At 34.5% G+C, this 21,738-nt stretch carries 32 protein-coding genes; 26 read left to right on the forward strand and 6 right to left on the reverse strand.

Features of this window, described 5'->3' with window-relative positions; translation table 11 throughout:
• Positions 1-24 precede the first annotated feature (24 nt).
• From K6119_RS09420 to K6119_RS09430, 3 genes are all read left to right on the forward strand, one after another.
• Positions 25-531 carry a hypothetical protein gene (locus tag K6119_RS09420; RefSeq protein WP_221838547.1) on the forward strand — a complete coding sequence of 169 codons (507 nt, stop codon included), beginning with the start codon at positions 25-27 and terminating at the stop codon, positions 529-531.
• Between the two features lie 4 nt (positions 532-535).
• Entirely contained in the window at positions 536-964 is a 429-nt protein-coding gene (locus K6119_RS09425; RefSeq protein WP_221838549.1) for a hypothetical protein, read from the forward strand.
• A gap of 88 nt (positions 965-1,052) precedes the next feature.
• On the forward strand, positions 1,053-1,478 hold the full coding sequence (locus K6119_RS09430) for a hypothetical protein (RefSeq protein ID WP_221838552.1): 426 nt from the start codon (positions 1,053-1,055) through the stop codon (positions 1,476-1,478).
• Positions 1,479-1,621: 143 nt separating this feature from the next.
• Here the strand turns inward: K6119_RS09430 and K6119_RS09435 are convergent, their stop codons facing one another.
• Complete coding sequence (locus tag K6119_RS09435) at positions 1,622-2,419, reverse strand: hypothetical protein (protein WP_221838554.1); 798 nt, start codon at positions 2,417-2,419, stop codon at positions 1,622-1,624.
• A 196-nt stretch (positions 2,420-2,615) separates the two neighbouring features.
• Here K6119_RS09435 and K6119_RS09440 point away from each other — a divergent pair, with 196 nt between their 5' ends.
• The 7 genes from K6119_RS09440 to K6119_RS09470 all read left to right on the forward strand — a co-directional run bounded on the left by K6119_RS09440 (position 2,616) and on the right by K6119_RS09470 (position 6,756).
• Positions 2,616-3,278, forward strand: coding sequence for a hypothetical protein (locus K6119_RS09440; protein WP_221838556.1), 663 nt, complete (start codon positions 2,616-2,618; stop codon positions 3,276-3,278).
• A gap of 24 nt (positions 3,279-3,302) precedes the next feature.
• Positions 3,303-3,740, forward strand: a complete 438-nt coding sequence (locus tag K6119_RS09445; RefSeq protein WP_221838558.1) for a hypothetical protein — start codon at positions 3,303-3,305, stop codon at positions 3,738-3,740.
• A 163-nt stretch (positions 3,741-3,903) separates the two neighbouring features.
• Positions 3,904-4,449, forward strand: coding sequence for an MOSC domain-containing protein (locus K6119_RS09450; protein ID WP_221838560.1), 546 nt, complete (start codon positions 3,904-3,906; stop codon positions 4,447-4,449).
• Positions 4,450-4,513: 64 nt separating this feature from the next.
• Positions 4,514-5,107 carry a hypothetical protein gene (locus K6119_RS09455; protein WP_221838562.1) on the forward strand — a complete coding sequence of 198 codons (594 nt, stop codon included), beginning with the start codon at positions 4,514-4,516 and terminating at the stop codon, positions 5,105-5,107.
• Positions 5,100-5,492, forward strand: a complete 393-nt coding sequence (locus tag K6119_RS09460) for a hypothetical protein (RefSeq protein WP_221838564.1) — start codon at positions 5,100-5,102, stop codon at positions 5,490-5,492. Before K6119_RS09455 ends, K6119_RS09460 begins: the two co-directional genes overlap by 8 nt.
• A gap of 26 nt (positions 5,493-5,518) precedes the next feature.
• A complete protein-coding gene (locus K6119_RS09465) occupies positions 5,519-6,037 on the forward strand; it encodes a hypothetical protein (protein ID WP_221838566.1) in 519 nt (172 codons plus the stop codon).
• 17 nt (positions 6,038-6,054) lie between these two features.
• A complete protein-coding gene (locus K6119_RS09470; RefSeq protein ID WP_221838568.1) occupies positions 6,055-6,756 on the forward strand; it encodes a hypothetical protein in 702 nt (233 codons plus the stop codon).
• A gap of 5 nt (positions 6,757-6,761) precedes the next feature.
• On the opposite strand, the gene K6119_RS09475 is transcribed toward K6119_RS09470, so the two are convergent.
• Positions 6,762-7,562 (reverse strand): hypothetical protein, encoded by an 801-nt coding sequence (locus K6119_RS09475; RefSeq protein ID WP_221838570.1) that lies wholly within the window; start codon positions 7,560-7,562, stop codon positions 6,762-6,764.
• Positions 7,563-7,651: 89 nt separating this feature from the next.
• On the opposite strand from K6119_RS09475, the gene K6119_RS09480 reads away from it, so the two are divergent.
• From K6119_RS09480 to K6119_RS09495, 4 genes are all read left to right on the forward strand, one after another.
• Positions 7,652-8,125 (forward strand): hypothetical protein, encoded by a 474-nt coding sequence (locus K6119_RS09480; protein WP_221838572.1) that lies wholly within the window; start codon positions 7,652-7,654, stop codon positions 8,123-8,125.
• Between the two features lie 26 nt (positions 8,126-8,151).
• Positions 8,152-8,331: a hypothetical protein gene (locus tag K6119_RS09485; RefSeq protein WP_221838574.1), complete on the forward strand. Its 180-nt coding sequence runs from the start codon at positions 8,152-8,154 to the stop codon at positions 8,329-8,331.
• 66 nt (positions 8,332-8,397) lie between these two features.
• The gene (locus K6119_RS09490; RefSeq protein WP_221838576.1) at positions 8,398-9,396 is read left to right on the forward strand and encodes a DUF6624 domain-containing protein; all 999 of its coding nucleotides are present in this window, start codon (positions 8,398-8,400) and stop codon (positions 9,394-9,396) included.
• A gap of 41 nt (positions 9,397-9,437) precedes the next feature.
• The gene (locus tag K6119_RS09495; RefSeq protein WP_221838578.1) at positions 9,438-9,989 is read left to right on the forward strand and encodes a hypothetical protein; all 552 of its coding nucleotides are present in this window, start codon (positions 9,438-9,440) and stop codon (positions 9,987-9,989) included.
• A 2-nt stretch (positions 9,990-9,991) separates the two neighbouring features.
• On the opposite strand, the gene K6119_RS09500 is transcribed toward K6119_RS09495, so the two are convergent.
• The 3 genes from K6119_RS09500 to K6119_RS09510 form a co-directional block, all read right to left on the reverse strand.
• Positions 9,992-10,630 carry a hypothetical protein gene (locus K6119_RS09500; RefSeq protein ID WP_221838580.1) on the reverse strand — a complete coding sequence of 213 codons (639 nt, stop codon included), beginning with the start codon at positions 10,628-10,630 and terminating at the stop codon, positions 9,992-9,994.
• Between the two features lie 100 nt (positions 10,631-10,730).
• Complete coding sequence (locus tag K6119_RS09505) at positions 10,731-11,327, reverse strand: hypothetical protein (RefSeq protein ID WP_221838582.1); 597 nt, start codon at positions 11,325-11,327, stop codon at positions 10,731-10,733.
• A 15-nt stretch (positions 11,328-11,342) separates the two neighbouring features.
• Positions 11,343-12,149, reverse strand: coding sequence for a hypothetical protein (locus tag K6119_RS09510; protein WP_221838584.1), 807 nt, complete (start codon positions 12,147-12,149; stop codon positions 11,343-11,345).
• Positions 12,150-12,266: 117 nt separating this feature from the next.
• Between K6119_RS09510 and K6119_RS09515 the strand changes: the two genes are divergently transcribed.
• The 8 genes from K6119_RS09515 to K6119_RS09550 all read left to right on the forward strand — a co-directional run bounded on the left by K6119_RS09515 (position 12,267) and on the right by K6119_RS09550 (position 18,124).
• Positions 12,267-12,818: a hypothetical protein gene (locus tag K6119_RS09515; RefSeq protein WP_221838586.1), complete on the forward strand. Its 552-nt coding sequence runs from the start codon at positions 12,267-12,269 to the stop codon at positions 12,816-12,818.
• A gap of 89 nt (positions 12,819-12,907) precedes the next feature.
• Positions 12,908-14,095, forward strand: coding sequence for a hypothetical protein (locus tag K6119_RS09520; RefSeq protein ID WP_221838589.1), 1,188 nt, complete (start codon positions 12,908-12,910; stop codon positions 14,093-14,095).
• An 84-nt stretch (positions 14,096-14,179) separates the two neighbouring features.
• Complete coding sequence (locus tag K6119_RS09525; protein ID WP_221838591.1) at positions 14,180-14,752, forward strand: RNA polymerase sigma factor; 573 nt, start codon at positions 14,180-14,182, stop codon at positions 14,750-14,752.
• Positions 14,753-14,756: 4 nt separating this feature from the next.
• A complete protein-coding gene (locus K6119_RS09530; protein WP_221838599.1) occupies positions 14,757-15,395 on the forward strand; it encodes a hypothetical protein in 639 nt (212 codons plus the stop codon).
• A gap of 237 nt (positions 15,396-15,632) precedes the next feature.
• Positions 15,633-16,463, forward strand: coding sequence for a PP2C family protein-serine/threonine phosphatase (locus tag K6119_RS09535; RefSeq protein ID WP_221838601.1), 831 nt, complete (start codon positions 15,633-15,635; stop codon positions 16,461-16,463).
• 136 nt (positions 16,464-16,599) lie between these two features.
• Positions 16,600-17,190, forward strand: a complete 591-nt coding sequence (locus tag K6119_RS09540) for a Crp/Fnr family transcriptional regulator (RefSeq protein ID WP_237828148.1) — start codon at positions 16,600-16,602, stop codon at positions 17,188-17,190.
• 59 nt (positions 17,191-17,249) lie between these two features.
• Positions 17,250-17,684: an SRPBCC family protein gene (locus K6119_RS09545; RefSeq protein WP_221838603.1), complete on the forward strand. Its 435-nt coding sequence runs from the start codon at positions 17,250-17,252 to the stop codon at positions 17,682-17,684.
• An 89-nt stretch (positions 17,685-17,773) separates the two neighbouring features.
• A complete protein-coding gene (locus tag K6119_RS09550; RefSeq protein ID WP_221838605.1) occupies positions 17,774-18,124 on the forward strand; it encodes a hypothetical protein in 351 nt (116 codons plus the stop codon).
• A 7-nt stretch (positions 18,125-18,131) separates the two neighbouring features.
• On the opposite strand, the gene K6119_RS09555 is transcribed toward K6119_RS09550, so the two are convergent.
• Positions 18,132-18,524: a DUF7793 family protein gene (locus tag K6119_RS09555; protein ID WP_221838607.1), complete on the reverse strand. Its 393-nt coding sequence runs from the start codon at positions 18,522-18,524 to the stop codon at positions 18,132-18,134.
• A gap of 411 nt (positions 18,525-18,935) precedes the next feature.
• Here K6119_RS09555 and K6119_RS09560 point away from each other — a divergent pair, with 411 nt between their 5' ends.
• From K6119_RS09560 to K6119_RS09575, 4 genes are all read left to right on the forward strand, one after another.
• On the forward strand, positions 18,936-19,574 hold the full coding sequence (locus tag K6119_RS09560; protein ID WP_221838608.1) for a hypothetical protein: 639 nt from the start codon (positions 18,936-18,938) through the stop codon (positions 19,572-19,574).
• A gap of 2 nt (positions 19,575-19,576) precedes the next feature.
• On the forward strand, positions 19,577-20,125 hold the full coding sequence (locus K6119_RS09565; RefSeq protein WP_221838609.1) for a hypothetical protein: 549 nt from the start codon (positions 19,577-19,579) through the stop codon (positions 20,123-20,125).
• Between the two features lie 74 nt (positions 20,126-20,199).
• Positions 20,200-21,228 carry a tetratricopeptide repeat protein gene (locus tag K6119_RS09570; RefSeq protein ID WP_221838610.1) on the forward strand — a complete coding sequence of 343 codons (1,029 nt, stop codon included), beginning with the start codon at positions 20,200-20,202 and terminating at the stop codon, positions 21,226-21,228.
• Positions 21,218-21,724 carry a hypothetical protein gene (locus K6119_RS09575; RefSeq protein ID WP_221838611.1) on the forward strand — a complete coding sequence of 169 codons (507 nt, stop codon included), beginning with the start codon at positions 21,218-21,220 and terminating at the stop codon, positions 21,722-21,724. Before K6119_RS09570 ends, K6119_RS09575 begins: the two co-directional genes overlap by 11 nt.
• Positions 21,725-21,738 lie beyond the last annotated feature (14 nt).

A 21,738-nucleotide genomic window follows, 5' to 3' on the forward strand; every position in this document is an offset into this window, starting at 1 on the left:
AAACATTATCTTTAGAAAACAAGTATGTCTCAACTTAATTGGTGGAAAAAAGAAGATGAAATTCTGAAAGTTTATCAGAAGTCAAACTCCTATTCTAGCAAAAAAGATTTTCCTCCAATGCTCATATTTAAGCATTCTAAAAGTTTATATAATGCCGAGCTAGTAATGGCCATTGCTATTATGCTGTTGCCTTGGTTGTTAATGTTCAAATTTCCTGTATGGGGTACCGTAATTGGATGTTTGATAATGTCTCTTTTCGGTTTAATAATTCTTTTAGCTGCAAGAGACAAACTAAAGAACCATAATTATATACTAGATCAAAATGGTTTTAATGTCAATGGTGAATTAATCCCATGGTCTGAAATAAAAGAAGCACAAGAAATTATTCCAAAACAAGATCCAAAAAGAAAGACACATTTGAGATTAATTACCTCCACAAAACATTACGATATTTGGTTGTCCACTGAACTTCGCCCATCATATAGTTTAATGCCTGAATATGTAGAACATATGATAAAAAAAAATAACTAAAACCTTGAACAAGTTAATCTCCATCTTATCATTAACCTTTCTACTTATCTCATGTTCTCAAGAGTTTGATATTAAAGGAAGTTGGATGATTACATCTCAAGAAAAAATAGATGAGCCACCATTAATGCCTTCCGACCATGAATTTGATTTGATGGATTTTATTAAACCTCCAATTTGGTCAAATTGTAACGGCAAAAAGTTTGAATTTACTAACAATGGAGAGGTTCATACAAATATGCTACCTGATTCAGTTCTACAAAACCGGAATTTTAAATATGAATATGATCCAAAATACAAGAATCTGCACTTTTTTGTTACTCATCCAATGACAGTTGATCCAACAAAAATGAATGCATCAATTGAGATAATTTCAAACTCAGAAATGACCTGGACATTGCGTGAATATTTAGTTATAAAACTCAAAAAAGAATAGACTTTTAGCCGATAACCCGTAGATCAGATAATTACTTGGACGGTTCCCATTCAAACATTAACTTTACCCAAACACTAACCCAAAAACAATGGCTGTCGAAAAAGAAGAACTACAATCTATTGTCGCCAAAATTGAATCTAATAACTTAAAAAGTGAAGCGTATTTTGCCATATATGATTTTGGTGGAACAGAAGAGTGTTATATATACGCAAACAAGCAAGGATTAGAACTTTATGCAGCTGAATTACTTAAGGCTTCATTACAGTCTGATGATGCTCATGAAAACAATGAAAAAAATATAGTTCCAATAGCACATAATGCAGAATGGATTGATGGAGAAATCATGATTCAACATGTTGAACTCCTTAAAGAAATCCGTGAAAAAATTAAAGTAGAAAAACCTAAAGACTCCTTTTGGAATAAAATTCATCAATTAGGCTGTATCATTATGCTTTTAATAGTTATAGGCATTTTCGTAATAGGAATTGAAAGAGTGATTAATTGGATATTTTAAAGCTATGGCAATTTATCAATACAATATACTACTCGTCCCAAAAAGTCCAGAACTCATGAATTATAATTTCGAGAATTATGGTAGATAATTTTAACCTTAAGAAATAGACTTCGTCCTTATCCCCCAAACGAATTAATCCCCAATCACAAAGCAAATCTGCAATAAAACACAGGTGTTATTCTTGAAAAACCAATTTTTTGATCTTTGTTGTTAACCTTAAAATCCCATTCGCTATCCGGGAACATCCATCCATCTGTCCAATCTTCTTTGCCAACTCTGTGATCTTTTTCTATGAAAATAAAATGCATCAAATAATTCTGCAGTGAAAATCCCAAACTGAAATTATCGCCTAATTGGTACTCTAAATTTAACTCTGCAACAAGTCCATATCCAAACCCACCTGCAGATGTCACTCTTTCAGTAATTGTACGTTCATATTGCAGCTGTCCGTCATACAAATACTCAAAATGTATGTACCAATCTTGATAACCCTTCCCGATTCTTTGAACTGACATACCAACGCCACCACCAAGCGACAAATTACCTAATTGATAATTGCTGCCAATCATGTAATTTAAACCATAGTTAAATTGATTGTACCTAGTCCAAGATGTATCATTATAACCGCCTCCATAACCGTCATCAATTACTAAATCGCCATAATACTCTTGAATGTATCTATGTCCTCCAATGAATTGTACTTGATGAAAATAATCCTCCTTGTCAAATTGATAAGACAAGTTCAGTCCATAATTATAATAAGTTCGTGAATCATGCAAGGGTTGAAAGGTATTCTCCTCAATAATCAGGTGGTCATCATTCATAAATTTTCCTAGTGAATTGTAATAAGGAAACATTGTGATTCCGGCTGTCACGGAATGTTGCGCCCTTGAAATCAAACTGCATGAAATCAGGGCACACAAGAAAATAGTTTTGGGCATAATGTGTTCTTTTTAACTATTACGAAAATATTACACATTTGGTTGATATCCAACACCTAAGATCAAATCAAAAAATCTGTTTTCACAACAAATCAATCGAATTAATCCCCAATCAATTCAAATATTTTTGAGGGGTAGAAGATGTTTCGTAAAACATTAACTTTAGGGAAACGATTTCATTCAACACCCAAAACAGATGCGTATCATCCTTTACCTATTATTGCTCACACCTATTTTTACTTTTGGACAAAATCAAAAATACGTCTATACTGATTCAGTCAAAGGTGTTTTAGAATTGTCAAAAGAAAGTTCAGTATCTTCTGCATACGCCTCAATTTTATATCTGGGAGACAAAACAGATACCATTCAGCTTCTAAGAAGACACAAAGGATTTCAGAGTGTCAAACTAACAGAACATGTAAGTAATGAACTTGACAAAGGGCAAATCAGCATTTACGTAGATACTTCTCAATACATTAGAGGAAGTCAAGAAAAAAGATGGATAGATAAAACAGATACAACTGTTATGAACTACCCAATGGCTTATCCTGTAGTGATAGAAAACATTTCAAATGACACCGTATATGTTGCTTATAATGACATTATACCGATAAAATTGGAGGCCAAGGATGAAAATGGATTTTGGAGACCAATTGAAGAAAAAAATATGTACTTATGCGGTTTTGGGATGACAATTCCGTATTTGCTCCCAAATCAAATAGCAGTAACTTATTGCCGAGTATTTGAAGGTGATTTTCAAACAAAATTGAGACTTTCTTACACTTTGAACAATGAATTATATTCAAATGAGTTTACAGGCTACATTAACAAAGATCAATTCAATAAAAATAAAAGTTAGTAGGTAGATCAAAACCCAAAACAAATGCGCATTATCACAACCCTAACACTTTCAATTCTCCTCATATCCTGCAGCAATACTACACCCATTACAGCTGATGAAATTGTCATTGAAAAAACAGACAAACATCCACTTCTCAGTGATCATGGCAGAATACTAAAAACAATAACTACAGATGGAGAGCTAATAGATGAAATGGAAATTTATACTGATCCGGGAATTGGTTGTAAAGCCTATCTTTTTGCCAATGGAGATGATTTTACTATGATTGATTGCAACGGCCAATGGTATGCTATCACAAAAGCAAACGGATCTATTGAAAAAGGTGATTGGAACTGGATGAAAGAACCTCCCGGCGATTGCATCTCTGTATATACAAGAACTGCTTCAATTCAATATAAAAGTACAGCCTGCGATACCTTTTCATTGGAAGGAATTTATAAGTTTAAAGATCCTGGATAATTTACACAGATTTGAAATCCCTCATCACAAAATACAAATACTACCTCATTGGAATAATTGGTGTCCTGCTTGTTATCTGGATTTCACTTAACATCAGAACAAAAGTTATTGTTGACAAAGTGGAAGTTGGCACTGAAATCATTCAAGTGGATTAAGTATAACCATGAACAAAGCAAAAGTAGTATCCGTTAACAAAAGTGAAACACACAATTTCAGCAAAGAGGTTTGTTCAAAAATCACTCTTATAAAAGGATTAGGCGTTGAGGGTGACGCACACATGGGCAGCACAGTCAAACACCGATCAAGAGTGAAGCAAGATCCTAATCAACCCAATTTAAGACAAGTTCATCTGATACATGCTGAGTTGTTTGATGAGTTAAAAAGCAAAGGTTTTAACATCAGCGCAGGAGACATTGGCGAAAACATTACAACACATGGAATTGACCTCTTGAATTTACCAAAGGATACTCTTTTAACTATTGGTAAATCAGCCAGAATACAAATCACCGGCCTTCGCAACCCATGTCATCAACTTGACCTAAAACAAAACGGATTAATGAAAGCAGTTTTAGATACTGATGAAAAGGGCAATCTCATTAGAAAAGCCGGTATTATGGGAATTGTGGTAGAAGGCGGAGAAATACAAGCTGGTGATGAAATAACTATTGAATTACCTGAAAAACCATTTGTCAAATTAGAGCGGGTTTAACAGATTTGAAAAGGGAACTGCATTAAAGTTCATTTTTTATTAGCTTAGACAAAACCCAAAACAGATGAAGTATTTTATTATCATTATTGGCCTACTTTTTATCTCAAGTTGTGCTGACAACAATCCATACAACTGTGAAATGGATGAGCAAGTTTTACACTTCAACGACAGCATACTTGAAATTCCGGATATAATTGATCATTACGTTGATGTTATGATAGATTATAACGAAGCTGATTTACGCAATTCTGCAACAAAATCGTTTAGACTCACCATTCATTATTCATTTGAGAGAAAAACATGGATATATACCTTAGTGCAAACGGATAAGGGTGCAAATCTCACTGTCAAAAAATACTATACTGATGATTACAAAGAATCTAAGGGCATCAATGATACCATAGTCACTAGAGATTTAGGAACGGACAAATGGTTAGAAATTGAAAAAGCTTTTGATGCCAATTGTTTTTGGACATTAAAAACTACAGAAGCTGAAAGGGGTTTGGATGGAAGAACCTGCATTTTGGAAGCATTTGATCCTGATGCTACAAATCCTGTATACAGAGAATACTTCATTGCCAGTAGATGGTCACCTGAAAGAGGTACGCAATTCTACAATATATGCCACGCCATTGAAGAATTGGAATCAAATGAATGAAACTATTAGAAAAATAGGATTAGCGTTTACCGTATCAACACTTGGATATATTTTATGGTGTATGATCATGATCATTGAATCTGTGATGTACAGAGGCACTCCTCCATTTTACGTATTCATTTTATTTGCAATCTACATCATTCCTATTTGCACTTTTACTTTACTGATAATTGGAAATTCTGCTCTTAAAAATGTGGGTAAAAATCATCCATGCATCATAAAAGCAATTCTGATTATTTCAATAAGTTCAATGCCAATTACAATCATCTTATCCTTGATGGATGCACATCCGGATATATTGTTTTTACTACCAACAATAGGAGTTATTGCAACATCCATTTTAACTCATCAGTTGTTTTTATTTAAGTTGGAAGAACCCAAATAATTACTAGCTTAGAACAAATCAATCCTATGAAAACACTCTTTTACACATTACTCTTTGTCCTTTCAACCTCCTCTTTTGCGCAAACCACTTACAAGGAAATTGATGCTGATTTTACGGGCCTTTATGATTTAAACAAAAACGTCATCACTAAAAAGTTGGCCAAAGAAACCTGGATAGCCCTGGGTAAACCAAGCAAAAAAGGCATGGAATTTATTGCCAACAAATCCGGTGGTTATATATTGGTAGGTTTGGCTAAAAAAGGGAGCAATCGTGATGTGGCATCTGCCATTTATAAAGGCAGTAAAATTGTTCAGTTAGATTGGTCCACACCTTTATTAAAGGAAGAAACCATCAAAAAATGCAGAAATGTTGCCCTGGAAAATGGTTTAGATAAAAATGATGCAGAGTACAGCCTTTTTAAGTTTGATCAAAATGGAGTAATCTGGTATTCATTAGGTGGCATGTTTACGGATGGTGGTTACTACTTTTTAACCATTGACAAGGACTTTAAAATGATTGAAAAAGAAGCATTTTATCAAGAGTAAATGATTAACCCAAAACAATGAAATCAAAACTATTACTACTTACCATCCTAATATCCTTTGGTGCGCAAAGTCAAGACACAATTTCTTTTCAAAGTTATGCTAGTGTACATTTTGGTTTGGCATTCGCTAACGATTTTACGGATATGAATGCCGTTTTGGAAAATAATAACGTAGCTCCAATAATAAATGGTGGCTCGAATTTGGGAATTGAATATGCAACACAAATCAAACGTTCAAACATAAGTATTTGCTTAAATACGGTAACCTTAAGAAACACCGCCTCACTACCACAAACGGTATTTTCAATATCACATACGGCAATTTCTTTAAACTATGGATTTGATCTGATAGGAAAGAAAAAAAATGTTCGTCTTGAACCCTACCTAGGACTGGGAATATCAAGTGTAAGTATGGGCGTACGGAGTCATGATTCAACGGTCACTCTGAGTCAGGTAGCACAAGGAGCACAAGATTATTATGGAGACAATGCAAGCTTAGGTTTCATCTCTGAATATGGATTGAGATTTGACTTTTATCCAAAAAAAATGAAATACAAATTTGGGTTTTATGCCTTTACTAATTACCAACTACATCATAACAAGCACGAATGGAATACTGAAGGCTTGCTTCTCAATAAAATATCAAAATTAAATACCGGAATAGGGCTAAGAGCAAATATCACTTCCATAGTTAGACGTAGAAAGATTGAAGTTCATTGACACCCCTAAAAAGTCAAACAAAGCATTGAAATAAAAAGCGAATCTTCATCACAGGCAATCATGTCTGTTCCCTGAATACAAATTGGTTTTGAATTAATTGATCTGCTTACACCCTGCTCATCTAACAAACTCACTTGTGCATTGATGATGGTATTAGCCGCTATGGTACTTTGAAAATTCGGATTTGGTTTTAAGGTAAAATCATAATGAAATTTTTCCTGAATACTGTCCACATGATTGGGCCAAACTGTTTTGCTCCAACTGTTACTATTTACATACTCACTTGCTAAATATCCATCTGCATCACGGTAGGTTACAATCAAAGCTGAATCGGGTGGAGTTTCACTTAAATCAAAAGCATAGGTGTAGCCACAAGTAGTAAAATTATCCGCCCTTGAGTACATAAAATTGCTTCCATTTCTGGTCAAAGACAATGAATCAGCCGTAAAGTAATTGATGTAATAATCTGAGACACCTCCTCCTGGCGCTCCTGTTACGCGGATATAATCTTCGTACAGCACCCAACCATGATAATCAATTGAGCTATTACAGTTGTACAAAATCCCTTGTAATTTATATGCGTCACTGGAAAATTTTGACTCTTCTTCTAAAAAAGTGCAGGTACAATATTCAGGATCATTGTAAAAATTACCATTGTAGTGTTTGATATTTGAGGAGTCAACTTCCACACGTTCCAGGAACCATTTGCCCAGTAAATCTGAATAATCCACACCCGGTGACATCTCATCTTTTCGGCAACTGAACAGTGCCAAAGACAAAACTGCTAACTGTAATACCTTTTTCATCCCACTTAAAAGTAAGACATTCAGAAAGATAAATAAATGACGTTTGTCAATATGTGTGCTAAGTATTATTTTTAGCAAAACCCAAAACAATGAAACAGCTAGTCACAGATTTACTGCGCAATCATCCAAACTTTCTAGACAAAAATTCGGAAGTCAATGACGCACAATTTGAGGATAGCGAATGTCGGCTTACCATTCGATCTAAAAAGATCAGTAAAAGAAAAATCGAACTAAATATTGAATTTCAATTTAAGGGTAGATATTATGACTATCCTTACTACAAGCTTAAAAAAGGAATAATGATTTTGCCAGTTCGTGGAGCTATCATATTTCATAATATTTTATCATCCAGAGGTAAACAAAGTAAAGTGTCTGACAAGATGCTTCAATATGATGAGATTGAATATCTTTTAAATTTTAGAGGATGTGTTTTAAGTTATTCAGATGGTAAATTAAGTTATTCCGCTATTCTCAAAAACAAGCGATTGCCAGAAATACAATATATTTCATCAAGCCTTGCCGGAATTGCAGATAAAATTTCAAGGGCGATAAGGACCGTATGACCAAACAAATCCTCTATATCAACTTCATGCTCATTTCCATTGTTGCTTGTAATAATGAGCAGGAAAATGACGAACAATATTCAATAGAAGAAAATAATCCTACTGAATTAGGAGAATTAGAGAATTACATTGAACCAATGGTGGATACGCTTGCCCATCCGACGGATACTTTTAGTGGAACCATTCCACCAGCTGTTGATAATTAATTGTATTCATAAGTTTTTGGAATTTTTAGGTGATGTTATACTTTTGCAGCACCTAAAACTTTTACTATGGAAAAGATAGCCTTACTGTTTATCTTATTTTTTTACTGTCAATTAAGTACTGCTCAAGGACCTCCTGATAAATATATTCAATTGAGAGATGAAGCAGCTGCGCTATACAAAAAAGGTGAATATAAGGCTTCAGCTTACAAATACGAAGAAGCTTTTAACAGCTGGGATGGCAGGAGCATAGATAACGACCTCTACAATGCTTCTTGTTCATACGCGCTAGCAGGTATAAAAGACTCAGCATTTAAACACCTTAACCATTTGGCGTCATTTGATTTTATCTACAACTTTGATTGGTGGACAATAGATAAAGATTTAAATAGTTTGCATGATGATCCTCGTTGGGAAGAAGTAATCAACCAGCTAAAAGCCAATTATGAAAAATACAAGGCTGGATTTAATCAGGATTTCGTTGCATTTTTAGACAGCATTTACATTGATGATCAAACCGACCGATTATTGTATAGATCGTATCGAGATAACTTCGGTTTAAAATCACCTCAATTTGATTCACTAAACAAGGTGATTCATTACAAAGACTCAATCAACCTTGTAAAAATTGAAGCATTTTTAGATGAACATGGCTGGCTCAGTCCTGACTCAATTAGTGAGAATGGATCTCAAACTATCTTTTTAGTAATACAACACACAAGTAATATTGAAGTACAAGTAAAACATTTACCAACAGTTCGCAAAGCAGTAGCAGATGGTTATTTGAACGGAAGTAATCTGGCCTTACTTGAAGATAGAGTTGCTTTAAAACTGGGAAAAAAGCAGCTTTACGGAACACAAATAGGTTATTTTGCAGATGAAAAAAGATCATATGTTCTTCCGGTTGAAGACCCAAAAAACATCAATAAACGAAGAGCCGAAGTTGGGTTACCCGCAATTCAAGAGTATGTTTCTATCTGGAACTTTGAATGGGATTTGAAACAATACAAAAAAGACATTAAAAAGCATCAGAAATTAAAAAAAGCTGCAAAGCGCAATGCTAAGTAGATTCCTTTATGGAATTCACATCCCCATAGCATCTATGGAATATGAAAATTCCAGCTATTCTTTTGATGCTATGTCTCTCACAGACAACATTTGCACAGGATACTATTGCAATCCCTACTCAAAAAGACTTTAATGATGTAAGGTGGATGTCCTTTATGGAAATAACTGAAGCGGTAGAGGCTGAGCAAAGAAAAAAAGTAGAAGCTATTTTTAAAAAATACGATTTCAGTGGTCCTGAATATGACTGTAATTATCACTTTACCTTTATGCTGGATTTAGATTCATGCGGCAAGGTTAAAGCATGCAGAGCAGCTATCGACAACAAATGTTATCAGGGTAAATTACTTGATTTGCAAAACGAGTTTTATCAACTGTTTTTAACGGAGACAAAACCTATTGCAAATTACTGCTTGATAAATGGTAAAGATGAATTTTATACCAACGTAATTATCAGTTTTGAAATTTCATGCGATCCTGATGAAGTAATATTCTTTGAAGATGAAACATACATCAGTGCAGGAGCAATTTTCAAATATGATGGAGCAGATGGCCCTATCTACTTTAAAGGCTTTAGCTTTTATTGTGAAGAATAACCTTACTCAGGCGTTTTATACAAATCCTCAATTGGCAATACTTCAGCACCCTCAGGAATAACAATTGTATAACTACTGATATCAGTTTTTTGCTCAGCTACTGTTGCTGTAAAAGTTGTTATCCCTTCAACTGTTTCCACAACCATTTCCAGGGCCATTCCCGGTAACTGACTCGGCAATTCTTTTACTTCTTCAGGATTTTTGATATCCTCTGTATACCAATACACATTCTCAAATCCATCTACTATTTGAATCGCTTTTTTACACTTGTATCCTAAAATTTTCTTTGTTTCGTTTTTGAATTCAAATGGAGCGTCATTCACATTTGTTGAGTCATCTCTTAAAGAATCTAAACTTCCCTGGTAGATCATATCGTTACCAAAAAAGGTCATAACCATTGTTACCTCATTGGCTGCCTTTTTAACTTCAGTAGTCATTTCAAATCCCATCACCAGTTTCACATATCCTCTGTCTGCACTTGAAGCAATCGTCATTGAACTTCCTTCCATTAAAAATTCCATTCCCTGATTCTCTTCAGTTTTAAATTCCGAATCAATATCATACTTTACCAATAAACCTTCTTGCGCTAAAACAACAACAGATGAAGCAACAAAGAATAAAAGAGAAACGAGCTTTTGCATAACGTAAAATTTAGTGCTACAAAGATAGTTCAAAATGAGTCTGTAAGTTACAATTAACTGGTGATTTCGGCAGCCGCAAAGATAGTCCGTTGAAAATCAATTATTTTAATTTCAACATAGCTAAAAGTATAGCTTCTATATTATCCATTTGATATTGTTGTTGAATAGTGCCCATGTGTACGTATTGTAAAACTTGCTCGTCAACATTGTTCTCAATCATTCCCAAAAAGTTGTCTTCAATTGAATTTATTAACTCCTGTCTCTCTGTAGTTAACCAAAATTTTAATTTTTCTTCTTCTTTTGCATGACAGATGAACTGCTTATCAAAAGTATCTACTCCAATTTTAACATCCGTATACCCAACCAATTTGGCCAATTTCATACCCCAGTACTCAGGCATAATCTGAAAATCAAAATCTACAGTACAGGGAGATATTTTTACATAGGTCCAAAACGTTGGTTTGTGTTCTAGCCGAGTAGCAACAGCTTCTATCAGTTCAAAATCATAACCATCAATTTTTCCGGATATGTGTAATCGTCCTTTTTTAAGAACATCATCAACATGAATTTCCAAATCGTATTTATGGGCAAAATCAATTACAGCCTTCTCTCTGGAAGCGCGCAACTTAAAACCCCAAATGATTCCCAATATGATAATCAATATAAAGGCAAACAATACATAAAATCCGGGATGCATCCGTTAAATGTAAACTTATTCCGTCACATTAAACAGCACCTCATAATGTCCAAAAGGCGCATTGTTAAATTGCAATGCAGGTAAATACTGCTTAAATGCAATCTCTAAATATGGCGGATGTAAATAATACTCAGTGTAATTTGAGTACAATTGAATTGTCATGCCGGTAACAAAAGGATTAGCCGTTTCATTCTCCAAATTAACTGTTACTTCTTGCGGATTCCAAAGCCCTCCTTCACCAAATCTATAGTAATAAATTTCACGGAAACCTCCTCCAGGATCTACACATGTTCCGATCATTGTTGCTTTTGTATAATTCCAAATGGTTGCTGAATCATATACCCCATCTGTATTTTTAAAGAAAAATACCTGAATTGAATCTAAATCTTCCATAAAAGTATTGGAAGTATCTAAGACTGGTTCAACCTGATCTTTAAAGAAAATATCTCTTGTAACATGGTCTGATTCTTCACCCAAAACATCCTTGGAATAAACCTCCAAAATAGCCGGACCTATTGATACAGTTGGGGGCAAAGTAATCCAGTGCGTATAATCAAAACTGCTACCGCTCACTTCAATACTGTCTTCAAAATCGTAATTATATGAAGCATTAGGACTTGACAATTTAAAATGAATAGAAGCTAAATCATTGTCATCTGTTGCAATACCTTCAACACTAAAAGCATAATCATTTAATAATTCAGCATTTTCCAGTGGCTTAACAATTGACACAGCCGGTTTGTCATTAGGTTCCTCATTATTACATGATGAAATAGATAATGACGAAGCAAACGCAGCTAAAACTACAGTGAACTTTTTCATAATTGGATTAAATTTTATGAAGCTAAATATACGCAATTGAACCATTGAATGGAAGTAAAGCAATTGACATTCATTGCGCAAATAAATTTTTAGCTTTATCCGTACAACCCAAAACGGATGACACATCAAGAATCCATATCTCTTTATCATTTGGCTTACTCCAATATTTATAAAATTGTGAGTCAACCCAATCAAAATCTACACCGCAGAGACTTTGTTGATTTACACCAAAACTATTATTTCAATAAAGAGCGCATAATAGATTTTTTGTCGGACAATGATTTAATTGAAACAGAAGCAGATCCGGATGTCTTTTATCTCGCTCCCGAAACATATGATTTATTGGAAGAAGGTCAATTAGGAAGTCGATTACGAGCGTTACTTCCGCAAGCTTTGGACGAGCAACATGATGAAGAATTTGAAGTTGTGAATGATGAAGACATAGAATTGACGGAAGAGCAAATATTGGCATTTAAAAAGATGAACCGTAAAAATCAGTTCTTAAAGATTACTTTTTACAGTGCCTTTGGATTGCTTGTGGCCTATTTGCTTTATCAGAGAGAAAGTCGTCCAAAACAAAAAATTGAAATTCACCCAGATGATTTAAAGGATTTACAAGATATAATTGTCATTAAGGATGGGGACACCACTGTATTTCAAACTGAATAAGTCAATTCAGACTTTAAACAATTTTAACATTTTGTCGCGAACTTTTTATGCAATCTTGTGTAATACGGGAAATTCAAACACACAAGAAGATGAAAATGATCAAAATTATCGGCGCATTGGGATTGATATTCTTATTGAACCCCACTTTTGCTCAAGATACAAAACCCGAAAAAGTTTACTCCATTATCAAAGTCAGAAAAAACCATGAATGGTATGTAGCGCAATACGGACTTTGGGAAAAAGAAATAGCTAAAAACAAAAAAAATCCGGATAGCTATTTAAGCATTTATAATGCAGCCCGTATGGCACAAATTACCAGTGAATCTGAAACTGAAAGAGCTGAATGGTTCCAAAAAATGGATGATGTAATGGATCAGATTAACAACATTTCCGGCACTTTCAATTATTTGTATCTAAAAGGAAGACATGGATACAACAAGGCTTTTGAACTTTCAGACATGGCAGAGATGGAAAAAATGAGAAAAGAGGCTGACGACTTCATTTTAAAGGCCTATGCAAAAGACCCAAATAGACCGGAAACTTATGATTTTTTAATGCCTATGTATATCAAACAAGGCAACACGATAAAAGCTACAGAAATTGCGAAACAATGGTTGGCTTCTGGCGATATTACTTACAGCACTTTAGCTTTAAATTACAATATGCTGGTTTCTACAGAATCTGATGCCATCATCTTTACTGCAGGAGATAATGATACTTTTCCGGCTTATGTACTGCAATTAGGAAAGGGGATCCAAAAAGATGTGACCATTATGAATATCTATTTAATGACTAAAAGTGATTCACATAGAAAAGTAGCTTTTGAAAAAGCCGGCATTCCAGCAATGACTGATAGCACAAATATTCAAAGTGCAGTTATTGAACACGTTATTAAACACAAAGGTGAAAAACAAGTTTACTTTTCTAATGGTTTTCCTTTTCAAGACTTTGAGGTATTGAACGAGCACATTTACTCTGTAGGAATAGCCTGGCATTACTTTGAAAATAATTATTTCAACATCAACTACCTGATCAACAATTACGAAAACAACTACATTCTTGATCACATCAAGCACGACAAAATTGTTTACGAATCATACCCTGAATTAGCACATGATCATAACCTCAGCTATTCAGGCAGTATGTTCCACTTATTGGATCATTATCATGTAACAGGAAATCAAAAGAAATTTGATGAAACAAAGGCCATGATTTTAAAAGTGGGTAAAGGCAGCTCTTATGAAGAGCAGATAAATGAACTACTTGAAAGATATTAAAAGTTAGATTTTTTCAGTTCGAGAAAACGAGGCGAAGCCGTTCATTACAAATGTTCAGGCTTTTCCTTGTATAAAGAGAAAGCATTGAAAACAGATTTAAAAAATAGCACAGATGAATCCTTGATGAAAGCAGTTCAGATCGGTGAACTCAATGCTTTTAATGAAATATATCTGCGATACAGTGACAGATTGCTTTACTTCTTGTACAAGATGTTAGGGCAAGATGAAGCTACTGCTCAGGATATTTTGCAAGAAATCTTCATCACTATTGCTGAAGCTCCGGATAAGTTTGATTGCAATAAAAATTTCAAAACCTGGGTATTTGCAATAGCTGCCAATCGCTGCAAAAATCATTTCAGAGACCATAAAAACAAATTCACTTCCCTACCCGATAATTTTGATCATCAAGATGTGTTTGTAGATACTCAAAATGAAAACGGATTAGAGGAAATGCAGCAAAGACTCAATATGGCAGTGCAAAAATTGCATCCTGCTTATAAAGAAACCTTTGTGCTGCGCTATTTTGAAGGATTGACGAACGAAGAGATCACTGAGATTTTGGATTGCCCATTGGGAACCGTAAAATCAAGACTGCACAATGCTTTGAAAATATTGAACCAGGAACTTAAAGAATTTTATTCTCAATTAAATCTATGATATTATGAGAACTACATTATTGACATTACTTGAAACCAAGAATTTTGAACAGCTCACAAATGATGAGCGATTGTTGGTATTATCAGAAATGACCGCAGAGGAATATCTGGAGCAGAGGAAAATCATTTTAGCGACAAAATCTTTGGCTGCTCAAGAAAGAAAAACTTTGCAGGCAAATCCTTCCATTTTGCTGGCCGCTCAAAACAAGTTCAACACCAATCAAAAAGCAGTTAAAAAAGGCGGATTGCTACTATTATGGCAGCATAAAATCCCAAGCTGGGCTGCAGTAGCAGCTTGTATATTGTTGATGTTTTCTGTTTGGGGATTCAATGAATACAATCAAGACACAACAGAGCGCACTGTGATAACTGAAATTGTAAGAGACACCGTTTATCAGGATAAAATAGTAGAAGTAACAGTTCCGCAAAAGGCAGATACGATTGTGAAAATTGTATACAAAAATGTACCATCTGAAGATAAAGAGGAGCCTATTCAAATTGCATCAAACTACAACGTTTCCGAAGATTTGATCAACCCCAATTTTGAATACACCGATCACCAATACTGCAGTGTGCTTCCTTGCAATGATCTTAGTACAGGATTATCCCGAGCAAACGACTCAATTAGTATGATGTTCAGATAAATTTAAATTTTTGTTGACCAACAAATGCGGTCATAAAAGTTTTCTCCTATTTTTGCAACAGTAATGTGCTTATCACGTCCAAATATTATTATTAATAATTGCTGGTGTTTCTGGAACACCAATAGGACGTATCATGTCTTTATGATGACCCAAATTGGGTAATTAGCACACAGAAGTTCCCGATCTTCTTCGAATCAAATCGGACCAATCAAACATTTTAAATTCAATCTATGTGCTATGGAAACGATAGCAACAAGTAGTGTATTAAAGCCCGTTTCAGAGAGTCGACTGAAATATTTAGAATTGCGGGCCAAGGAATTGGAAGAAAGCATTCAATATGCAGGAAGCTTGCAACGCTCCATTCTTCCCAATGAAAAACTATTCAAAAATGCATTTGATGATGCCTTTGTAATGTTTAAACCAAAGGACATTGTAAGCGGAGATTTTTATTGGATAGCAACATACGGTAATGACGTATATATCGCAGTAGGAGATTGTACAGGACACGGCGTACCGGGAGCCATGGTCAATATTGCCGGCAACACTATTTTAAAGCAGATTATCAGACAAAAAGATGTTTCCAGCCCGTCTGATATAATATCTCTTTTAGATAAAGAATTGGTGGCATTGTTCAATGACAACCTCACTGTAGGACAAACCTATGACGGGATGGACATTGCTTTTTGTAAGTTCAACTTAAAAACCAAAAAGGCATCATTTTGTGGTGCAGGTCGCCCTTTGGTTTTGGTAAGAGATGGACAATTGATTGAATTCAAAAAAGGACCATCTTCTGTTGGCTACAATGATTTGGTAGTAAAGGAGTTTCCTACAATTGAAATTGAATTAAAAAAAGGAGATCAGTTCTACTTGTTTTCGGATGGATATACAGATCAATTTGGTGGAGAAAACATTAAAAAATTCAACAGACGACGTTTTCGAAACCTTCTGTTATCGTTAGAAGAGATGAGAATGGAAGACCAAAAAGAAGAGTTGGAACTTTCATTAGAAAACTGGAAAGGAAAGTATGAGCAGATAGATGACGTTTGTGTTATTGGAGTACGGGTATAAACCCGTCTCCTTAATAACACAAATCCTGAGCGTAGTCGAAGGATAGTTTGAATCAACAAGGATTAAACTTGGAGTGCGCGTATAATGATTTGACAATTAGCGTTGAAAAATTAACTTTAAACAAGATTCTATTGTTATGACTGAACGAAAACCTGAATTGGAACAATTTATAAAAATGAATTTTGGTGCGCATGATGAAGATTTGCAAAAAATAAGTTCATACTTCACCATTTTACCTTTAAAGAAAGGGGCTCATTTTTTAAAAAAAGGTCAATATTCAGATAAGTTAGGCTTTGTAAAGTCCGGCGTTTTAAGAGAATATGTTGAAGTTGATGACAAAGAAGTTACCAAGTGGATTTCAACTGAAGGATATTTTGTGACCGACATTATTGGGTTCTTTTTTGATGAAACGGCCAGGTACAACATTCATGCTATTGAGGACAGTGAATTATATGTTGTTGACAGAAATACCTATCGCCAAATAGGAAATGATATCCAACGCTGGAAAGAATTGGAAAAACTCTTTATTGCAAAATGTTTTGCAGTGTTAGAGCAAAGAGTGATGAATCATCTTAGCCTGTCTGCAGAAGAAAGATATTTGGCCCTGTTTGAAATCAATAAATCACTTTTCAATACTGTTCCGCTTCAATACATAGCATCAATGCTTGGAATGACCCCTGAAACTTTCAGCAGAATCAGAAATAAACTGGCTGATTCAACTTCTTGATATATGTCAAGAGGAGCAGCTTGAATTGTCTTGATCTTTGAAGAAACAAAAACATCAAGATGAAAAATATCAACTTAAATGCCCCTGTACATAGTGTTCAAACAATTTCAATTAACAGCAACATTGAAAAAGTTTGGGAAATACTCACCGAAATTAATCAATGGAAAAACTGGCAAAAAGATATCACATTTGCCAAAATTCAAGGAGATCCAAAACCTAACACCACTTTTGAGTGGAAATCAGGTGGAATCAAAATCAAATCGCGCATTCATACCAACAATGTCAATCAAGTTTTTGGATGGACAGGAAAGGCAATTGGCACCAGAGCTATCCACAACTGGTCACTTTCAAGTCAAGAAAACCAAACAATTGTTGAAGTATCTGAAAGTATGGAAGGTTTGATACCCTCAATGTTTAAATCTGCAATGTCAAAAAAGCTTCATGAAGGTTTAAATAATTGGCTGGGCTATCTAAAAGATAAATGTGAAAATTAAAATTCACCGAACTCATACTTTTTTCAACCAATCAACACATTTGGGTGCTAAAGTGAACAGCAAGTCATTAACTTGAAGCAAAAAGTGTCATGAAAAAATTTGTTTTGCCGTTCATTTTAGTTCTTCTTGTTGGAGTTTCTTCATGTGATGCCACAAAAAAAAGTAAGGAACAAAATGATGGACCTCCAGTTTCATATAAAAAAGATATATACCCGATAATGGAGCGCAGTTGCACACCTTGTCATTTTCCTGAAAAGGGCAGAAAAGAAATGCTGAATAACTATGAAACAACTGTTGCAAACATTGATGAAATTATCAAGCGTATTCAGCTTAAGCCAAATGACATCAAATTCATGCCATACAAACAAAAAAAGCAGGCATTATCTGCAGAAGAAATAGCGTTGTTAAAAAATTGGCAAGCGCAAGGAATGCCTGAATAGAAGCCAATTAAAAAGTAATCAACCATTCAAACGCCTCCTCCATTGAACCAAAGGCTTGAGTGGGTACTACAGGCGTATTCTTTTTCAAAAAGATGTTGTAATCTATTTTTGTAGCAAGATCCTCTACCAAAACAGCAATGGCCTTTGAATATCTGGTACCTTCTTGAGATGTGGCGTATGATTGTGCTTCTTCAGAAACTTGTAAAAAAGCATGAGTAGTAAAATACAAAGGCATCTTTTCTCCATCACCTAACTTACAAACTACCTCTTGCATTTTAGCCAAATGTTTGGTTTCTATCATATTGATCTCCTTATCCCACGAAATATGAATGATCCCATTTTCATATAAGGTAGCTTTAAAAAAACCCAATTCCTCTATTGCTTTTCTTACTCTGAACATTGTCGTGCGTAATGATAATAAAATGCCATATTCGGGTCAAACAATTGTTAATTATAAGAACATTTATTGAGTTGAGTGTTATTTTTTTATCATTTCAATAAAAGTAAAACTATCATTGATGTAGTGCCAAGCCATTCTTAAAACGCAGATTCCGAATAAAAAAACGGGTATTTCCCGCAGTTAAACCAATATAAATAGTTGGTAACTTGCACTGTCTACTACATGCAGACCTTCCCCCTTCACTTTATATACCGATTTATAATGTGGGTTATAAAAGTGCGAAGCACGCTTTTGTGAATCGTCATGAAAGCGTGCTTTCTTTTACAAATCCAATAATTTCTTAAAGTCGCCAAATAATAAAAGGTATTTGTAGATATTTGTTGCATCTTATAAATTCAACCCAAAACAAATATGAAATCCTTTGTATATACTTTCAGCATGCTGTTTCTGCTTGCTTGTTCCTCTAAAGAAAGTGACTGCGTTCAGGAAAAAGAAATTATCACCCAAACAGTAGTAGATACCGTTTACATTGACACCTTGATTCAAAAGGTATATATCAATGAAGATGAAAATGAACTTGACTATTATGTGAATGATCGTTTACCTGATTGGTTTGTAAAGACAGGAATTTTAAAAGATTTAAAAATTAAAGATCATTACCATTATGATCACCGAATGAATCCGCTTTATCTGGAGGCAGACTTTAATGGAGACAGCATTCTAGATTTAGCCATTCCAATAAAAGATGATAATACCGAAAAAGAAGGAATCGCTATTATTCATGGAGAAACATTGGAAGTTTTCATTGTTGGAGCGGGATACAGACTAAAAGAAGATTTTGGTGATAATCTCAACTGGATGGACATCTGGCAAATAAACAGATTAGAAAACAATCTTGGAACCCAAATAGATGAAAGCGGTGATATTAGTTTGGAACCTACCAAATTACAATTAACTACTACTTCAATCTATATAGCAGCATCTGAAATTGGTGGAGGTTTAATCTACTGGGATGGTGAAAAATACAGCTACTTTCATCAAACTTGTTAAGTATGAAAATCAATAATCAGAAATTATTCTTAGGGTTTACAAAACTTGGTGCAATACTTATGGCTATTAGCTACATGTTTCGCATCATGCATTGGCCAAACGCCGGAATAATGATGCTATCAGCTTATCTGCTCATTTCCATTTTTTTGCCTGCATCAATTTTGAGAAAAAAGAAGAAATTCACTTATGATGTACTTACGGGTCTAGGAGCTATTTTATATGGTGGATTTGGGATTATTTCCATTCTTCATAAGCATGAATTAATATATCATTCGCTGGAAAGAATTGGATTGGTTGTGCTACTTTCTTCTTATTTATTTCCATATATAATTGATAAAAACACCATACCAAACAGGTATTTTAGAACATTTCAAACATTATATATTAGTGGCACTTTGATTTTTACAATTGGTATCTTTTTTAAAACAATGCATTTTCCATATGCCAAGATTCCATTTTATTCAGGATTGGTTTCTTTGGTATTAATATTTCTTCTCACCTTTTTTATTGATCAGAAACCAAAAGACAATGAAATTTTAGATGACTTGTAATCACCCAACTATTTATACTTAGATCGTCCCAAATTAATCCCTATATTGTAGTAGTATAACCCAAAATAAGGCTTATGAAATCTATCATTTTATTATTATCGGCGCTATTTGTTTTTCAACTTGGACAGGCTCAAACGGTGCAACAATTAGTTGAAAAAGGAATTTCTTTTCACGATCAGGGAAACTATGATCAAGCACTCAAATATTACAAGCAGGCATTAGATCAGGACCCAAAATCAAGCTGGGTAAACTATGAGATGTCGCTTACATATTTTGAGATGAAAAATTATAATAAAGCCATTGAACATGCTGATGTAGCCATTAAACAAAAGGACAAAAATCTGGTTTACGCTTATATCACTAAAGGAAATTCATTGGATTTATTGGGTGAAGGTGCAAAGGCGATTAAAGTGTATAAAAAAGCCATCAAACAAACAGATGGTCATTATTTATTGAACTACAATTTGGCGCTTACTTGTTATAAAGAAAAACTAAAAGATGATGCAGTTGAAGCACTGATTGATGGTGTGGCAACTTACTCGGCGCATAGCAGCACACATTTGCTTTTAGCTTATTTACAAAATGAAAAGAGAGCTAAAGTTCCGACTATTTTGGCTTCACAATTTTTCTTATTGTTAGAGCCGGATACAAAGCGTTCAATGGACGCATATAATATGATGATGGAAGGATTTTACGGCAACATTAAAAAAGGAGACAAAGGAGAAAACACTATTTCAATTTCGTTATCATCAGATCCAAAAAGTGATTTTATGGCCGTAGAATTAATGCTTGGTTTAAAAGGCGCTCAAAAAGGAAGTGATGAATATAAGGACATGACAGAAGAAGAGTTTTTTGTTGAAAACAACAAATCCTTTTACGATATCATGGGAGAAATGAGAGATGAAAAAAAGGGTGATATCTGGTGGGATTTTTATGCCAAATTCAATCATCAATTAAGTCAATCTGATCATTTAGAAGCATACTGCATGTACATCTCACAAGTTGGTAATGAAAAAGCGGCTGAATGGATTAAAAACAACGAATCCAAAGTGAAAGACATGCTTAATTGGGTGAAAGAAAACTTCCCTACTTATGCGGGTTAAATTTAGCGCCTTATCGGTACTATTGTTGCTTCTTTTCAGTTGTCAATCTGGCCCGGAAAAATATCCTGATAAACTTACTTCCATTCCTGATGGAATTACTGTTAAGCATAGTAAAGAATACGTTTATGCTGAACCAAATATGGAGGACCCGGAGAGATATGGCAAATACAAATGGCACTTCACAACTTCAGTTTCCTCTCAAAAAGGAGACTTGCAAGTAATTGAATTTGGTGCATATTTTTGGGAAGATGAACAATGGAAATTCACTTCAATTTACGATAGACCCTATAATGCTGAAGAATTTGAAAGATGGTACAGCTGTCCCAATGGCATGTTAATTTCTGGCAAAACTTACACTGACCCAAACAATTGGAGCAAAGGCAACAACTTGGATGGTAGTAAACAATTAGCACTTTGGTATGTGATTGCTGAAGATCAAAACGGAGAAAAGTACAAGGGAGCAGCTGAAGTTACCAACGTCTATTCATTGGAATAAATAACTTTAACAGA

The sequence above is a fragment of the Paracrocinitomix mangrovi genome, from assembly GCF_019740355.2.
In the GTDB taxonomy this organism is placed as follows: Bacteria; Bacteroidota; Bacteroidia; order Flavobacteriales_D; family Crocinitomicaceae; genus Paracrocinitomix; species Paracrocinitomix mangrovi.

What these genes read in the sequence shown, in the direction of transcription:
- K6119_RS09470 (WP_221838568.1), top strand. Translation starts at nt 6,055, where the DNA reads ATGAAATCAAAACTATTACTACTTACCATCCTAATATCCTTTGGTGCG.
- K6119_RS09545 (WP_221838603.1), top strand. Translation starts at nt 17,250, where the DNA reads ATGAAAAATATCAACTTAAATGCCCCTGTACATAGTGTTCAAACAATT.
- K6119_RS09475 (WP_221838570.1), bottom strand. Translation starts at nt 7,562, where the DNA reads ATGAAAAAGGTATTACAGTTAGCAGTTTTGTCTTTGGCACTGTTCAGT.
- K6119_RS09430 (WP_221838552.1), top strand. Translation starts at nt 1,053, where the DNA reads ATGGCTGTCGAAAAAGAAGAACTACAATCTATTGTCGCCAAAATTGAA.
- K6119_RS09485 (WP_221838574.1), top strand. Translation starts at nt 8,152, where the DNA reads ATGCTCATTTCCATTGTTGCTTGTAATAATGAGCAGGAAAATGACGAA.
- K6119_RS09555 (WP_221838607.1), bottom strand. Translation starts at nt 18,524, where the DNA reads ATGTTCAGAGTAAGAAAAGCAATAGAGGAATTGGGTTTTTTTAAAGCT.
- K6119_RS09435 (WP_221838554.1), bottom strand. Translation starts at nt 2,419, where the DNA reads ATGCCCAAAACTATTTTCTTGTGTGCCCTGATTTCATGCAGTTTGATT.
- K6119_RS09455 (WP_221838562.1), top strand. Translation starts at nt 4,514, where the DNA reads ATGAAGTATTTTATTATCATTATTGGCCTACTTTTTATCTCAAGTTGT.
- K6119_RS09515 (WP_221838586.1), top strand. Translation starts at nt 12,267, where the DNA reads ATGACACATCAAGAATCCATATCTCTTTATCATTTGGCTTACTCCAAT.
- K6119_RS09450 (WP_221838560.1), top strand. Translation starts at nt 3,904, where the DNA reads ATGAACAAAGCAAAAGTAGTATCCGTTAACAAAAGTGAAACACACAAT.
- K6119_RS09440 (WP_221838556.1), top strand. Translation starts at nt 2,616, where the DNA reads ATGCGTATCATCCTTTACCTATTATTGCTCACACCTATTTTTACTTTT.
- K6119_RS09495 (WP_221838578.1), top strand. Translation starts at nt 9,438, where the DNA reads ATGAAAATTCCAGCTATTCTTTTGATGCTATGTCTCTCACAGACAACA.
- K6119_RS09460 (WP_221838564.1), top strand. Translation starts at nt 5,100, where the DNA reads ATGAATGAAACTATTAGAAAAATAGGATTAGCGTTTACCGTATCAACA.
- K6119_RS09535 (WP_221838601.1), top strand. Translation starts at nt 15,633, where the DNA reads ATGGAAACGATAGCAACAAGTAGTGTATTAAAGCCCGTTTCAGAGAGT.
- K6119_RS09540 (WP_237828148.1), top strand. Translation starts at nt 16,600, where the DNA reads ATGACTGAACGAAAACCTGAATTGGAACAATTTATAAAAATGAATTTT.
- K6119_RS09500 (WP_221838580.1), bottom strand. Translation starts at nt 10,630, where the DNA reads ATGCAAAAGCTCGTTTCTCTTTTATTCTTTGTTGCTTCATCTGTTGTT.
- K6119_RS09420 (WP_221838547.1), top strand. Translation starts at nt 25, where the DNA reads ATGTCTCAACTTAATTGGTGGAAAAAAGAAGATGAAATTCTGAAAGTT.
- K6119_RS09570 (WP_221838610.1), top strand. Translation starts at nt 20,200, where the DNA reads ATGAAATCTATCATTTTATTATTATCGGCGCTATTTGTTTTTCAACTT.
- K6119_RS09530 (WP_221838599.1), top strand. Translation starts at nt 14,757, where the DNA reads ATGAGAACTACATTATTGACATTACTTGAAACCAAGAATTTTGAACAG.
- K6119_RS09510 (WP_221838584.1), bottom strand. Translation starts at nt 12,149, where the DNA reads ATGAAAAAGTTCACTGTAGTTTTAGCTGCGTTTGCTTCGTCATTATCT.
- K6119_RS09505 (WP_221838582.1), bottom strand. Translation starts at nt 11,327, where the DNA reads ATGCATCCCGGATTTTATGTATTGTTTGCCTTTATATTGATTATCATA.
- K6119_RS09565 (WP_221838609.1), top strand. Translation starts at nt 19,577, where the DNA reads ATGAAAATCAATAATCAGAAATTATTCTTAGGGTTTACAAAACTTGGT.
- K6119_RS09575 (WP_221838611.1), top strand. Translation starts at nt 21,218, where the DNA reads ATGCGGGTTAAATTTAGCGCCTTATCGGTACTATTGTTGCTTCTTTTC.
- K6119_RS09480 (WP_221838572.1), top strand. Translation starts at nt 7,652, where the DNA reads ATGAAACAGCTAGTCACAGATTTACTGCGCAATCATCCAAACTTTCTA.
- K6119_RS09560 (WP_221838608.1), top strand. Translation starts at nt 18,936, where the DNA reads ATGAAATCCTTTGTATATACTTTCAGCATGCTGTTTCTGCTTGCTTGT.
- K6119_RS09465 (WP_221838566.1), top strand. Translation starts at nt 5,519, where the DNA reads ATGAAAACACTCTTTTACACATTACTCTTTGTCCTTTCAACCTCCTCT.
- K6119_RS09490 (WP_221838576.1), top strand. Translation starts at nt 8,398, where the DNA reads ATGGAAAAGATAGCCTTACTGTTTATCTTATTTTTTTACTGTCAATTA.
- K6119_RS09445 (WP_221838558.1), top strand. Translation starts at nt 3,303, where the DNA reads ATGCGCATTATCACAACCCTAACACTTTCAATTCTCCTCATATCCTGC.
- K6119_RS09550 (WP_221838605.1), top strand. Translation starts at nt 17,774, where the DNA reads ATGAAAAAATTTGTTTTGCCGTTCATTTTAGTTCTTCTTGTTGGAGTT.
- K6119_RS09520 (WP_221838589.1), top strand. Translation starts at nt 12,908, where the DNA reads ATGAAAATGATCAAAATTATCGGCGCATTGGGATTGATATTCTTATTG.